The organism is Streptomyces sp. NPDC048018 (assembly GCF_043202995.1).
Lineage (GTDB): Bacteria > Actinomycetota > Actinomycetes > Streptomycetales > Streptomycetaceae > Streptomyces.
The window spans coordinates 40,338-52,178 of the sequence record NZ_JBIDBK010000009.1 but is presented as its reverse complement, the minus strand read 5'-3'; the positions used below and the strand labels follow the sequence as shown (position 1 = coordinate 52,178).

Here is an 11,841-nt window from a genome sequence, read left to right as displayed (position 1 = left end):
CCTCAGGGCCGGCGGGCCTCGGGGTCGTGCCAGTGGACCTGCGGCGGCTCGATCAGCCACTCGGCGCGGCTGCCGGGACGGGTGGTGGAGGGGCTCACGGCCGGCAGGCGGTCGTGGAAGACCCGGTCCGGGTCGGTGCCCAGCTCCGCCAGCTCCTCGGCGACCTCGGTGAGGAAGGCCGGCGGGCCGGCGAGGTAGACGTCGTGGGCGGGCCAGTTGACGCAGGCCCGCAGTGCCTGGACGAGCCGCTCGGTGGCCTGGTCGCGGGGGCGGCACGGGGCCGCGGTGATGTAGGTGACGTGCAGGCCGGGTATCGCCTCGCGGAGCCGCTCGGCGTCGGCCCGCCCGTACAGGTACTCCTTGGCGCGGGCCACCACGAACAGGCGCCCCTCCAGCCGTGGTTCGTCCTGCGCGGCCTCTTCGAGCAGCGCCCGGACCGTCGCCCAGCCGGTGCCGCCGGCGATGTAGGTGCGCGGTTTGCCGGGCGGGGTGCGGGCGGTGACCGCGCCACCCGGGCTGCTGAGCCGCAGCGTCTCGCCCACCCGCAGGCGGTCGGTGAGCGCGGTGCTCATCAGCCCGCCCTCGATCCGGCTGACGTGGAGGTCGAGTGTGCCGTCGGCCCGCGGCGCGTTGGCGAGGGAGTACGTGCGCCAGATCCGGGGGACGTGCAGCGAGCTGACGCTCACGTACTGCCCGGCGAGGTACGGGTAGGGCTGCCGGGGCCGCAGGGTCAGCAGGGTCAGGTCCTCGCCGTGGCGTTCGTGGCGGACGACGTCGGCGTCCCACCAGGCGGGGAGGCCCGCCGCCGCGGCCTCCTCGGCCCCGGCCGCCATCAGGTCGGCGACCCGCCCGTACGCCTCGGCCCACGCCTTCTCCGCCTCCACGGTCCAGGCGGCGCCGGCGGCGTGCGCGAAGGCGGCGAGCAGGCTGGTCCCGACCGCGCTGTAGAGCGCGGGTGTGGCCAGGAACTTGCGGTGGTCGCGGCCCAGCCGCCCGAGGTAGCCGGCGAGCCCGGGATCCTCCAGGTGGGTCACCACATGGGTGAGCGCGGCGAAGAGCCGGTCCCGCTGGGCGCCCATCTCCTGCGGGAACAGCTCGCGGACGCCCGGGTTGTGCCAGAAGAGGTGGGAGTAGAAGAACGTGGCCGCGTGCTCGGCCCGTCTCTCGACGACCGCGAACGTGTTTCTGAGCAACTCGGCATCCACGCGGTGAATCTAAGCCACGCAGCGTCACCGCATATGCGGATCGCGTACGGACATGTCACCTCACGCGGCGGAGCGCCCGCGTGCCCCGGGCGGGCCGGCACGCGGAGGGGCTCCGGGCGCGGCTCGGAGGAGGAGCCCGGCCGCGTAGCGCCGGCCCGGCGTGAGCGCCCGCCCGTCCCCTTGTACGGTCGGGGAGTGAGTGCCACCCCGTCTTCCGTCCCGCCCGGCCCCGAGCTCTTCACCTGGGAGTTCGCCACCGACCCGTACCCGGCGTACGCCTGGCTGCGCGAGCACGCGCCCGTGCACCGCGCGAAGCTGCCCAGCGGGGTCGAGGCCTGGCTGGTGACCCGGTACGCCGACGCCCGGCAGGCGCTGGCGGACCAGCGGCTGTCGAAGAACCCCGCGCACCACGACGAGCCGGCGCACGCCAAGGGCAAGACCGGCATTCCGGGCGAGCGCAAGGCCGAGCTGATGACGCATCTGCTCAACATCGACCCGCCGGACCACACCCGGCTGCGCCGGCTCGTGTCGAAGGCGTTCACGCCGCGCCGGGTGGCGGAGTTCGCTCCGCGCGTGCAGGAGCTGACCGACCGGCTCATCGACGGCTTCGCCGAGCGGGGCGAGGCGGACCTCATCCACGAGTTCGCCTTCCCGCTGCCCATCTACGCCATCTGCGACCTGCTCGGGGTGCCGGCCGAGGACCAGGACGACTTCCGGGACTGGGCCGGAATGATGATCCGGCACGGCGGCGGGCCGCGGGGCGGCGTCGCGCGCTCGGTGAAGAAGATGCGCGGCTACCTCGCGGAGCTCATCCACAAGAAGAGGGAGGAGCCGGGGGACGATCTGATCTCCGGGCTCATCAAGGCCTCGGACCACGGGGAGCACCTCACCGAGAACGAGGCCGCCGCCATGGCCTTCATCCTCCTCTTCGCCGGCTTCGAGACGACCGTCAACCTGATCGGCAACGGGGTGTACGCGCTGCTGCGCCACCCCGGGCAGCGCGCGCGGCTCCAGGAGTCGCTGGCCGCGGGGGAGACGGGGCTCCTGGAGACCGGTGTCGAGGAGCTGCTGCGCTACGACGGGCCCGTCGAGCTGGCGACCTGGCGGTTCGCCACGGAGCCGCTGACCATCGGCGGGCAGGAGATCCCGGCCGGCGACCCGGTCCTGGTGGTCCTCGCCGCCGCGGACCGGGACCCGGCGCGGTTCGACGAGCCGGACACCCTGGATCTGGCGCGGCGCGACAATCAGCACCTCGGCTACGGCCACGGCATCCATTACTGCCTGGGCGCGCCGCTGGCCCGCCTGGAGGGACAGACGGCGCTCGCCACGCTGCTGACTCGCTTGCCGGACCTGCGACTTGGGGTCGATCCGGAGGAACTGCGGTGGCGCGGCGGGCTCATCATGCGTGGCCTACGCACCCTTCCGGTGGAGTTCACGCCTTCCCACAAAGGGACGCATAACTGACGGCCCGTCAAAAATGTGATCTTCGCGTGATCTCCGCTGCATCGACTTGTGACTCACGTTCGAATGCCGCTACGTTCACCCGCAGTCTCAGCAGTCACGCGAAAGGGCACTCCGCATGCGCTCCGGGAACGGACGTCACCGCAGACCCCGCCAGGCTCCCGCACTCGTCGTCGCGGCGGGAGTCACCGGCTCGGCCATGGCGCTGCCTCTGCTCGCCACCGGCTCGGCCTCCGCCGCCGACGCGACGACATGGGACCGGGTCGCCGAGTGCGAGTCCGGCGGCGCCTGGAGCGCCAACTTCGGCAACGGGCTCTACGGCGGCCTGCAGTTCTCCCAGGAGAGCTGGGAGCGGCACGGCGGCCTGGCCTACGCGCCGAGCGCCGACCTCGCGAGCCGTGCCCAGCAGATCGCCGTCGCCGACCGGGCGCTCGCCGCGGGCGACACCCAGTGGGCCACCTGCGCGCCGATCGCCGGCCTGAAGAACGACGGCAAGGCGCCCGCGGTGGACCCGGGCCCGGGCGTGACGCCCAGGAAGCCGACGGGTCCCGTCCCCGAGTCCAACCGCACCGACGGCCTGCCCGCCGGCTCCGGCCAGGAGAGCGGGAAGCCCTCCACGGCCCCCACCGCGCCCACGGCCCCCGCCACCTCGGCGACCCCCGCGACCCCCACCGCTCCCGCGCCCTCGACGCCCGGGACCTCCACCTCTCCCGCGACGCCCGGTACGTCCGTGACGCCCGGTACGCCCGATGTGTCCACGACGCCGGTCGCCCCCGGTACGCCCGGCGCGACCGCGCCCGGCACCGGCAAGCACCGGGGTGACGCCGCGCCAGAACAGCCGGGCAACTCGGACACCTCCACCGATTCCGGGCGACACGCCGCTCCGGGTGGCGAGGCGACGGGTGGCGTGACCGACGGTAAGGCGAAGGGCGATTCGGACACCACGGGCAAGCCGGATGAATACACCGTTCAGCCGGGTGACAGTCTGTCGGGCATTGCGGAGGAGAACGGGCTCACGGGCGGCTGGAGCGCCCTCTATGGCGCCAACAAGAAGACCGTCGGCTCCGACCCCGACCTCATCCTTCCTGGTCAGAGCCTTGAGCTCGACCTCGGACTGACGGAATCCCAGCAGTAGTTCGGGCTGAATGTCCGTTCTGTCTCAGTGAGACATGAGTCTCTCTTCCCGAACGGGCGTGTCACGTCCGCAAACTTTGCTCGAATCGCCCCTCACCTGCGCAAACACCTCCTGACGGTGTGCAAGTAGGGGCGATTTTTCCGTCTTGAGGGTCTTTGAACTTCCCCCGGCTCTATGTCTACGGTCGTGACCGCTCGCCACCGCGGGCCCCGCCGACCGGCACGCCGAATCCTGCCGCCGGACGGAGGGAACAGTCGTCGCGCAAGCGCCGAAGGCAGGACCGGGGGACCCAAGGTAAGTGCCGGCCCCGGCCGTTGAGACAGACGGCCGACGACCGGCTTGGGGTGAAGTCGCGTGCAAGGTCACGCGGCCGGGCAACTCACTCGCCCGAACCCGACAGCTCACCTCGTAGGCGTCGGTGAGGGAGAACTTCCATGCTGCTTTCCGGCAAGGGCAAACACCGTCGTGCCGCCAAGGCCACCCGCATCGTCGCGCTGGCCGGTGTCGCCGGCGTCGCCGTCGCGGCCCCGCTGATGACCGCCGGCACGGCCTCGGCCGCCACCGCCTCCGAGTGGGACGCCGTCGCCCAGTGCGAGTCCGGCGGCAACTGGTCCATCAACACCGGCAACGGCTTCTACGGCGGCCTGCAGTTCTCGGCCTCCACCTGGGCCGCGTACGGCGGCACCGCCTACGCCCCGAGCGCCGACCAGGCCTCCAAGTCCCAGCAGATCGCCGTCGCCGAGAAGGTCCTCGCAGGCCAGGGCAAGGGCGCGTGGCCGAGCTGCGGCGTGGGCCTGTCCGGCGCCTCGTACGACGGCGGTTCGGCCGAGGCGGCCCCGAAGCCCGCCGCGTCGAAGCGCTCCACCGAGCAGCCGGCGACCCGCAGCGAGCAGCGCCAGGCGCCGAAGAAGAGCGAGTCCAAGAAGACCGTCACCACCCCGACCGGCAAGAAGGTCAAGAAGGGCGACGGCGAGTACAAGGTCGTCACCGGTGACACCCTCAGCAAGATCGCCCAGGCGCACGGCGTCAAGGGCGGCTGGGAGAAGCTCTTCCAGCTGAACAAGGGCGTCGTCGAGAACGCCGACCTGATCTACCCGGGCCAGCAGCTCCACCTCAAGTGAGCCTGCCGACCCTCCCGCGGTGATGACCACCCCGGCCCGGAGTGCCCTTCCCCCGTGCGCTCCGGGCCGGGGTTTCTCCGCTCCCTGCGGTTACCCTCCAGTAGATCTGGGGTCTTTCCTCCCCGGATGCATGCCCTTGGGTCCTTTTTCGTCCCAGGGGGCGGGCGCCCGGCCGGCTGGAGCCCCCGAGCCGGTTAGGCTCTTGCCGCAAGGCGAACGAGACCTTGCCGCATGCGTCACAACCAGCGTCACATCCCAGAAGGAGATGCTCGTGCCGTCCATCGACGTCGTCGTAGCCCGGGAAATCCTGGACTCCCGAGGCAACCCCACGGTCGAGGTCGAGGTCGGCCTCGACGACGGCAGCACCGGCCGTGCTGCCGTTCCGTCCGGTGCCTCCACCGGTGCGTTCGAGGCCCTCGAGCTCCGCGACGGTGACCCCAACCGTTACCAGGGCAAGGGCGTGGAGAAGGCCGTTCTCGCCGTCATCGAGCAGATCGGCCCCGAGCTGGTCGGCTACGACGCCACCGAGCAGCGCCTGATCGACCAGGCGATGTTCGACCTGGACGCCACCCCGGACAAGTCCTCGCTCGGCGCCAACGCCATCCTCGGCGTCTCCCTCGCCGTCGCGCACGCCGCCTCCGAGGCCTCGGACCTGCCGCTCTTCCGCTACCTCGGCGGCCCGAACGCGCACCTGCTGCCCGTTCCGATGATGAACATCCTGAACGGCGGCTCGCACGCCGACTCCAACGTGGACATCCAGGAGTTCATGATCGCCCCGATCGGCGCGGAGTCCTTCTCCGAGGCCCTCCGCTGGGGCACCGAGGTCTACCACACCCTCAAGTCCGTCCTGAAGACCAAGGGCCTGTCCACCGGTCTCGGCGACGAGGGCGGCTTCGCCCCGAACCTCGGCTCCAACCGCGAGGCCCTCGACCTCATCGTCGAGGCCATCAAGCAGGCCGGCTACGTCCCCGGCAAGGACATCGCGCTCGCGCTCGACTGCGCCGCCTCCGAGTTCTACAAGGACGGCAAGTACGAGTTCGAGGGCAAGGCCCGCTCGGCCGCCGAGATGACCGAGTACTACGAGGAGCTCGTCTCCGCGTACCCGCTCGTCTCCATCGAGGACCCGCTGTTCGAGGACGACTGGGCCGGCTGGAAGGTCATCACCGACAAGCTCGGCGCCAAGGTGCAGCTCGTCGGCGACGACCTCTTCGTCACCAACCCGGAGCGCCTCGCCCGCGGCATCGAGGAGGGCTCGGCGAACGCCCTGCTCGTCAAGGTCAACCAGATCGGCTCGCTGACCGAGACCCTCGACGCCGTCGAGCTCGCCCAGCGCAGCGGCTTCAAGTGCATGATGTCCCACCGCTCCGGCGAGACCGAGGACGTCACCATCGCCGACCTCGCCGTCGCCACCAACTGCGGCCAGATCAAGACCGGCGCCCCGGCCCGCTCCGAGCGCGTCGCCAAGTACAACCAGCTCCTGCGCATCGAGGAGATCCTCGACGACGCCGCGGTCTACGCCGGCCGCAGCGCCTTCCCGCGCTTCAAGGGCTGACCTGCCCCGTCGCCGTAGCCGCGGACTCTGCCTCCGGAGAACTGAACAGGACGCAAAGGCGCAGCGAAGCGAAGCGTCCCCGCACCCGGTCCCGTACCGTGTGCGGGGACGTCCGCATGACCAGGACCCACGAGTGACGGGGAGGCGCACGACATGGCCGTGAAGGACCGGGACCGGTTCTCGACCGCGACCCGGATCAGGCTGCTCGGCGAGCAGACCGCCGCCCGTGTCTACCGCTCCCAGACCCGCCGTCAGGCGCGCCGTTCCCGGCTCACCGGCCGCGCGGCCTTCCTGGCCCTCGTCGTCTGCTCGCTCGTGGTGGCACTCGCCTATCCGATGCGGCAGTACGTCTCCCAGCAGGGGGAGATCGCCGACCAGGAGCGCAAGGCCGCCGAGGCCGCCCGCCGGGTCGAGGACCTGCGGGACGAGAAGGCCCGCCTCCAGGACCCGGCCTACGTCCGCCGGCTGGCCCGCGAGCACCTCCACTACGTGATGCCCGGCGAGACCGGCTTCACCGTGAACGACCCCGACGCGGAGCACCGGCCCCGCACCGACCAGGGCGCGACGGACCGCCCCTGGTACGACAACCTGTGGGACGGCGTGGACCGCGCCGACCGCCCGTAGACGTCGCAACCCGCCACGAGACCCGAGCAAGGCAGACATGGAAACGCCCCCTCCGCAGACCGAACGCACCGAGCCCACCGACGCGGACGTCGCCGCGTTCGAGGCCCAGCTCGGCCGGCCGCCCCGCGGCCTGCGTGCCATCGCGCACCGCTGCCCGTGCGGCAACCCGGACGTCGTCGAGACCGCGCCCCGGCTCCCCGACGGCACGCCGTTCCCGACCACGTACTACCTGACCTGCCCGCGCGCCGCCTCCGCCATCGGCACCCTGGAGGCGAACGGGGTCATGAAGGAGATGCAGGCCCGGCTCGCGACCGACCCGGAGCTGGCCGCCGCCTACCGGGCCGCGCACGAGGACTACCTCGCGCGCCGCGACGCCATCGAGGTCCTGGAGGGCTTCCCGAGCGCCGGCGGCATGCCGGACCGGGTCAAGTGCCTGCACGTGCTCGTCGGGCACTCGCTCGTGGCGGGCCCGGGCGTGAACCCGTTCGGCGACGAGGCCCTCGCGATGCTGCCCGAGTGGTGGGCGAAGGGCCCCTGCGTGACCCCCTGCGCGGACAAGGACGAGGAGCAGAAGTGACCCGGGTCGCCGGAATCGACTGCGGTACGAACTCCATCCGCCTCCTCGTCGCCGACGTGCACCCGGAGACGGGCGAGCTGATCGAGCTGGACCGGCGGATGACCATCGTCCGGCTCGGCCAGGGCGTCGACCGGACCGGCCGGCTCGCGCCCGAGGCGCTGGAGCGGACCTTCGCCGCCTGCCGCGACTACGCGGCGGTCATCGAGGAGTTCGGTGCCGAGAAGGTGCGCTTCGTCGCCACCTCCGCCTCCCGCGACGCCGAGAACCGGGACGACTTCGTGCGCGGGGTCGTCGAGATCCTCGGCGTCGAGCCCGAGGTCATCACCGGCGACCAGGAGGCCGAGTTCTCCTTCACGGGAGCCACCGGCGAGCTGCGGGGCGACGACCGGCGGCTCGTGGTGGACATCGGCGGCGGCTCGACCGAGTTCGTGGTCGGCAACCGGCACGTCGAGGCGGCCCGGTCCGTCGACATCGGCTGTGTGCGCCTGACCGAGCGGCACGTCCGGCACGACCCGCCGACCGCCGGGGAGATCGCCGCGATCCGCGCCGACGTGCGGGCCGCGCTGGACCTGGCCGCCGAGACGGTGCCGCTCACCGGGGCCGCGACCCTGGTCGGCCTGGCCGGCTCGGTCACCACGGTCGCCGCCGTCGCGCTGGGGCTCCAGGAGTACGACTCCACGAAGATCCACCACTCCCGGATCTCCCGTGCGCAGGTCGACGCGGTGGCGGACCGGCTGCTGGCCTCCACGCACGACGAGCGCGCGGCGATCGCGGTCATCCACCCCGGCCGGGTGGACGTGATCATCGCCGGCGCGCTGGTCCTGGTGGAGGTCATGGAACGGACCGGGGCCGCCGAGGTCGTCGTCAGCGAGCACGACATCCTCGATGGGATCGCCCTATCCGTGGCATAGCGGGCAGCTATCGCCCCCGCCCATGACCACATGGCGAGAAAGTTCGTGAAGTTCTTCACAAGAGAAAGGGCCCTGATGGCGCCCGAGGAAGGTCATTGGGCCCTCCGAGGGGCTCCTCAGGGCCCTTTCGCAGGTGTGGAGGCCACTTCGCTCGATGTTTCCATCGTGTGAACGCACCCCTTGGTCCGGCGTTAAGGAAGGCTCTCCGGGCCAGTTCACAAGGGGTGAACAACGTCCACCGCCACGCCCTGGTTCCTTTGCTGGGCCATGACCTGGGTCACGTGGGCGGCGGAGTGTAGCAGAGGTATCCGAGGACCTTGTGAAGGGGCGCACGAGCAACCCCCCTGGAGGGGGTGGATACTCGATGGCATGAGCACCACGGAGCGTCCCAGGATCCTCGTAGTAGGCGGTGGGTACGTAGGCCTGTACGCAGCTCGGCGCATCCTCAAGAAGATGCGCTTCGGCGAGGCGACCGTCACGGTCGTCGACCCGCGGTCGTACATGACCTACCAGCCCTTCCTCCCCGAAGCCGCCGCCGGCAGCATCTCGCCGCGCCACGTCGTCGTCCCGCTGCGACGCGTCGTGCGTGGAGCCGAGGTGCTCACCGGTCGGGTCACCACCATCGACCAGGACCGCAAGGTCGCCACGATCGCGCCGCTCGTCGGCGAGGCGTACGAGCTGCCGTTCGACTACCTGGTCATTGCGATGGGTGCCGTCTCCCGGACCTTCCCGATCCCCGGCCTCGCCGAGCAGGGCATCGGCATGAAGGGCATCGAGGAGGCCATCGGCCTGCGCAACCACGTCCTCGAGCAGCTCGACAAGGCCGACTCGACCACCGACGAGGAGGTCCGCCGCAAGGCGCTGACCTTCGTCTTCGTGGGCGGCGGCTTCGCCGGTGCGGAGACCATCGGCGAGGTCGAGGACATGGCCCGCGACGCGGCGAAGTACTACCAGAACGTGAAGCGCGAGGACATGCGCTTCGTGCTGGTCGACGCCGCCGACAAGATCCTTCCCGAGGTCGGCCCCAAGCTCGGCCAGTACGGCAAGGAGCACCTCGAGAGCCGCGGCATCGAGATCTACCTCCAGACCTCGATGGACTCCTGCGTCGACGGCCACGTCGTGCTGAAGAACGGCCTCGAGGTCGACTCCAACACGATCGTGTGGACCGCCGGTGTGAAGCCGAACCCGGCGCTCGCCCGCTTCGGTCTGCCGCTCGGCCCCCGCGGCCACGTGGACTGCAACGAGAAGCTCCAGGTCAACGGCCTCGACTACGTGTGGGCCGCGGGCGACAACGCCCAGGTCCCGGACATGGCCTCGCGCCGTGCCGGTGTCGAGAACGCCTGGTGCCCGCCGAACGCCCAGCACGCGCTGCGCCAGGCCAAGGTCCTCGGCGACAACGTGGTGTCCGGCATGCGCGGCTTCCCGCAGAAGGAGTACGCGCACTCCAACAAGGGTGCCGTCGCGGGTCTCGGTCTGCACAAGGGCGTCGCGATGATCGTCCTGGGCAAGACGAAGATCAAGCTCAAGGGCCGTCTCGCCTGGTACATGCACCGTGGCTACCACGGCATGGCGATGCCGACCTGGAACCGCAAGATCCGCATCTTCGCCGACTGGACCCTGGGCATGTTCCTCAAGCGTGAGGTCGTCTCCCTGGGGGCCATGGAGACGCCGCGCGAGGAGTTCTACGAGGCGGCCAAGCCCGCCCCCGCGCCGGCCGCCCCGGCTCAGGAGAAGGCCAAGGCCTCCTGAGGCCCCAGCCCCAGCAGTAACCCGCAAGGGCCGTCCGCCATCCGTGGTGCGGACGGCCCTTCGGGTTTTTCCCGGCGTTTACGCATGGGAGGGATGGGTTCGCCTACGGACGGTGTTCTCCTGGTGACAAGCATGTCTGGGGCACGAGATCACGGAGGTGTTGCACCATGGCCGACGCCGCGTCGCGGCTGACCGCACTCGCCGAGGACGTGCTGGGAGCGAAGCTCCCCGTGCGCCTGCGGGCGTGGGACGGCAGCGAATCCGGTCCTGCGGGCGGCCCCGTCCTGATCGTCCGAGACCGCCGGGCGCTGCGCCGGCTGCTGTGGAAGCCGGGCGAGCTGGGCCTGGCCCGGGCCTGGGTGTCCGGGGAGATCGATGTCGAGGGCGACCTCTACACGGTCCTGGACCGGCTCTCCGGGTTCATCTGGGAGCGGGACGAGGAGTCGCGCGGCGCCCTGGAGCTGGTGCGCGACCCGAGGGTGCGCGCGGCGGCCGGGGCGTTGCTGAAGCTGGCCGGCCCCTTCCCGCCGCCGAAGCCGCCCGTGGAGGAGATGCGCGGGCGCAGCGGCGCGTCGCACAGCAGGCGGCGGGACAAGCAGGCGATCAGTCACCACTACGACGTGGGCAACGACTTCTACGAGCTGGTGCTCGGCCCGTCGATGGTCTACTCGTGCGCGTACTGGACGGACGGCGGCACGCTGGAGGAGGCCCAGCGCGACAAGCTGGACCTGATCGCCCGCAAGCTGGCCCTGAAGGAGGGCGACCGGCTGCTCGACGTGGGCTGCGGCTGGGGCTCGATGGCGATCCACGCGGCGCGCGAGTACGGCGCCCGGGTCGTGGGGGTGACGCTCTCGCGGGAGCAGGCCGCGTTCGCCCGCAAGCGGATCGCCGAGGAGGGGCTGACCGACCGGGTCGAGATCCGGGTCCAGGACTACCGGGACGTCCCGGACGGGCCGTACGACGCGATCTCGTCGATCGGCATGGCCGAGCACGTGGGCGCCGTGAAGTACCGGGAGTACGCGGACACGCTGTACGGGCTGCTGAAGCCGGGCGGGCGGCTGCTGAACCACCAGATCTCCCGCCGCCCGGAGCCCGACGAGGAGCGGTACCGGGTGGACCCCTTCATCGACGCCTACGTGTTCCCGGACGGTGAACTGGCACCGATGGGGCGGACGCTGACGACCCTTGAGGACGCGGGATTCGAGGTCCGGGACGTCGAGGCGATCCGTGAGCACTACGCGCTGACGCTGCGTCGCTGGGTGGCGAACCTGGAGGCGGAGTGGGACAGTGCGGTCCGGTTCACCTCGCCCGCGCGGGCGAGGATCTGGCGCCTGTACATGGCGGCCTCGGCCGTCTCCTTCGAGCGCAACCGGATCGGGGTGAACCAGTTCCTGGCGGTGCGGACGCGGGCCGGGGGCGCCTCGGGGCTTCCCCTGCGGTCGCGGGTGTGGAATGAGTCCGAGGGTGCCCAAGGGCGCTGATACGTTCGGAAGTTCAGGCTCCGGG

The 11,841-nt window shown here is 71.3% G+C and carries 10 protein-coding genes and 1 riboswitch; of the genes, 9 read left to right on the top strand and 1 reads right to left on the bottom strand.

Annotated features, from left to right (window positions below):
* Nucleotides 1-2 precede the first annotated feature (2 nt).
* Nucleotides 3-1,205, bottom strand: coding sequence for a globin domain-containing protein (locus ACGF1Z_RS29100; protein ID WP_393008989.1), 1,203 nt, complete (start codon nucleotides 1,203-1,205; stop codon nucleotides 3-5).
* A gap of 195 nt (nucleotides 1,206-1,400) precedes the next feature.
* On the opposite strand from ACGF1Z_RS29100, the gene ACGF1Z_RS29095 reads away from it, so the two are divergent.
* The 9 genes from ACGF1Z_RS29095 (at nucleotide 1,401) to ACGF1Z_RS29055 (ending at nucleotide 11,816) form a co-directional block, all read left to right on the top strand.
* Nucleotides 1,401-2,669: a cytochrome P450 gene (locus tag ACGF1Z_RS29095; RefSeq protein WP_393008988.1), complete on the top strand. Its 1,269-nt coding sequence runs from the start codon at nucleotides 1,401-1,403 to the stop codon at nucleotides 2,667-2,669.
* A gap of 115 nt (nucleotides 2,670-2,784) precedes the next feature.
* A complete protein-coding gene (locus ACGF1Z_RS29090; protein ID WP_393008987.1) occupies nucleotides 2,785-3,801 on the top strand; it encodes a transglycosylase family protein in 1,017 nt (338 codons plus the stop codon).
* Nucleotides 3,802-4,057: 256 nt separating this feature from the next.
* A riboswitch (cyclic di-AMP (ydaO/yuaA leader) is annotated at nucleotides 4,058-4,231 on the top strand.
* 4 nt (nucleotides 4,232-4,235) lie between these two features.
* Nucleotides 4,236-4,922 carry a transglycosylase family protein gene (locus ACGF1Z_RS29085; RefSeq protein WP_393008986.1) on the top strand — a complete coding sequence of 229 codons (687 nt, stop codon included), beginning with the start codon at nucleotides 4,236-4,238 and terminating at the stop codon, nucleotides 4,920-4,922.
* Between the two features lie 265 nt (nucleotides 4,923-5,187).
* Nucleotides 5,188-6,474, top strand: coding sequence for a phosphopyruvate hydratase (eno, locus tag ACGF1Z_RS29080; protein ID WP_393008985.1), 1,287 nt, complete (start codon nucleotides 5,188-5,190; stop codon nucleotides 6,472-6,474).
* A gap of 153 nt (nucleotides 6,475-6,627) precedes the next feature.
* Nucleotides 6,628-7,098 carry a septum formation initiator family protein gene (locus ACGF1Z_RS29075; RefSeq protein ID WP_393008984.1) on the top strand — a complete coding sequence of 157 codons (471 nt, stop codon included), beginning with the start codon at nucleotides 6,628-6,630 and terminating at the stop codon, nucleotides 7,096-7,098.
* A gap of 37 nt (nucleotides 7,099-7,135) precedes the next feature.
* Nucleotides 7,136-7,675, top strand: a complete 540-nt coding sequence (locus tag ACGF1Z_RS29070) for a DUF501 domain-containing protein (protein WP_393008983.1) — start codon at nucleotides 7,136-7,138, stop codon at nucleotides 7,673-7,675.
* On the top strand, nucleotides 7,672-8,586 hold the full coding sequence (locus tag ACGF1Z_RS29065; RefSeq protein WP_393008982.1) for an exopolyphosphatase: 915 nt from the start codon (nucleotides 7,672-7,674) through the stop codon (nucleotides 8,584-8,586). Before ACGF1Z_RS29070 ends, ACGF1Z_RS29065 begins: the two co-directional genes overlap by 4 nt.
* A gap of 369 nt (nucleotides 8,587-8,955) precedes the next feature.
* A complete protein-coding gene (locus tag ACGF1Z_RS29060) occupies nucleotides 8,956-10,335 on the top strand; it encodes an NAD(P)/FAD-dependent oxidoreductase (protein WP_389753916.1) in 1,380 nt (459 codons plus the stop codon).
* Between the two features lie 167 nt (nucleotides 10,336-10,502).
* On the top strand, nucleotides 10,503-11,816 hold the full coding sequence (locus tag ACGF1Z_RS29055; protein WP_393008981.1) for a class I SAM-dependent methyltransferase: 1,314 nt from the start codon (nucleotides 10,503-10,505) through the stop codon (nucleotides 11,814-11,816).
* Nucleotides 11,817-11,841: the final 25 nt, after the last annotated feature.

Bases quoted from the DNA above. Each gene is read 5' to 3' on its own strand.
- ACGF1Z_RS29090 (WP_393008987.1), top strand. From the start codon at position 2,785: ATGCGCTCCGGGAACGGACGTCACCGCAGACCCCGCCAGGCTCCCGCA.
- ACGF1Z_RS29085 (WP_393008986.1), top strand. From the start codon at position 4,236: ATGCTGCTTTCCGGCAAGGGCAAACACCGTCGTGCCGCCAAGGCCACC.
- eno (WP_393008985.1), top strand. From the start codon at position 5,188: ATGCTCGTGCCGTCCATCGACGTCGTCGTAGCCCGGGAAATCCTGGAC.
- ACGF1Z_RS29075 (WP_393008984.1), top strand. From the start codon at position 6,628: ATGGCCGTGAAGGACCGGGACCGGTTCTCGACCGCGACCCGGATCAGG.
- ACGF1Z_RS29070 (WP_393008983.1), top strand. From the start codon at position 7,136: ATGGAAACGCCCCCTCCGCAGACCGAACGCACCGAGCCCACCGACGCG.
- ACGF1Z_RS29060 (WP_389753916.1), top strand. From the start codon at position 8,956: ATGAGCACCACGGAGCGTCCCAGGATCCTCGTAGTAGGCGGTGGGTAC.
- ACGF1Z_RS29055 (WP_393008981.1), top strand. From the start codon at position 10,503: ATGGCCGACGCCGCGTCGCGGCTGACCGCACTCGCCGAGGACGTGCTG.